Source organism: Mesorhizobium sp. M7A.F.Ca.US.006.01.1.1 (genome assembly GCF_003997935.1).
Taxonomy (GTDB): domain Bacteria; phylum Pseudomonadota; class Alphaproteobacteria; order Rhizobiales; family Rhizobiaceae; genus Mesorhizobium.
The window spans coordinates 1-1,183 of sequence record NZ_RZQL01000488.1; the positions used below are offsets into that span (position 1 = coordinate 1).

2 protein-coding genes are annotated in these 1,183 nt (G+C 62.0%); both read right to left on the bottom strand.

Annotated elements, in window-relative coordinates; genetic code table 11:
* On the bottom strand, positions 1-222 hold a 222-nt coding region (locus EN943_RS37070), incomplete at its 3' end, for a hypothetical protein (protein WP_164778612.1).
* Between the two features lie 211 nt (positions 223-433).
* Positions 434-1,183: N-acetylmuramoyl-L-alanine amidase (locus EN943_RS37075; RefSeq protein ID WP_164778613.1), on the bottom strand; the 750-nt coding region annotated here is incomplete at its 5' end.

Here is a 1,183-nt window from a genome sequence, read left to right on the forward strand (position 1 = left end):
GGCCTGGATCGGCAGGTAAAGGCGCCGTTCGCGCGCATATTCGGCCATCAGCGCGCCGTCAGACGCATGGATGCGGGTGGTCACCGGCGGCTCGTATTTGGCCAGCACTTCGTAGTCAGGCAGATCCTTCGACAAATGGCCGATGTAGATCGCAACGCCCGCCGCGACCAGAAGGGCCAGCGTCGTGCCTATGCCGAAAAAATAGCCAATGAGACGAATCATACCCGCTCCAGTCCTTGGTTCGGGAATTTCCTAAACGAAGCCGCCTTTCGCGCAAGCTTTCGAGCTGGTCCCAATCCGTAATCGAAAACCCTTGTCGCCGCCATGTGGACAAAATACGGCAATGCCCGATTTCACGGCCGCGAGGGAAATAAAAGCGCTGGGTGTTGTCGTCGCGCAACGCCGCCTCTGGTTGCAGGCGTCGCCTTGCATGTCAACCTCCGGTTCCCGGTCCGGCCTTGGCCGACGCGAACAGCGCGACGGCGTTGGTTATGCTCTGGGCCGCCTTGCCGCGCCAATCGGCGTTGAGCAACTGCGCCTCGTCCTTGGCGTTCGAGAGATAACCGAGTTCGACCAGCACCGACGGCACGTCGGGTGCCTTGAGCACCTTGAAGCCCGCAGAACGCTGCGGGTTGTTAATGAGGCCGACGCTGGTCGACAGCTGGCCGACCAGCGTGTGGGCGAAGCTCATCGAGAAATTGTGCGTTTCGCGGCGGATCAGGTCGATCAGGATGTCGGTGACTTCCTTGTTGTCGTTCTTGATTTCCATGCCGGCGAACTGATCGGAGAGGTTTTCTCGGTCGGCAAGCGCCTGCGCCTCCGGGTCCGAAGCCTTGTCGGAGACGGTGTAGACGGTGGCGCCGCGAATGCCCTTGACGCTGATCGTGTCGGCATGGATCGAAATAAGCAGGTCGGCCTCATGCTGACGGGCGATGCGCACGCGGTCGTCCAGACGCAGGAATTCGTCTGTGTCGCGCGTCATGAACACATCGTAATTGCCGACGGCCGCGAGTTTGTCGCGCAGCTCCGTGGCGAAGGCCAGCGTGACATTCTTCTCGATGGTGCCGTTCAGGCCCTCGGCACCGCCGTCGATGCCGCCATGGCCGGGGTCGATGACGACGGTGAACCGATGGCCAGGATTGGAGACCGGCCCGGTGCCGACCCGCCCTCCCTTGTCGGTCGA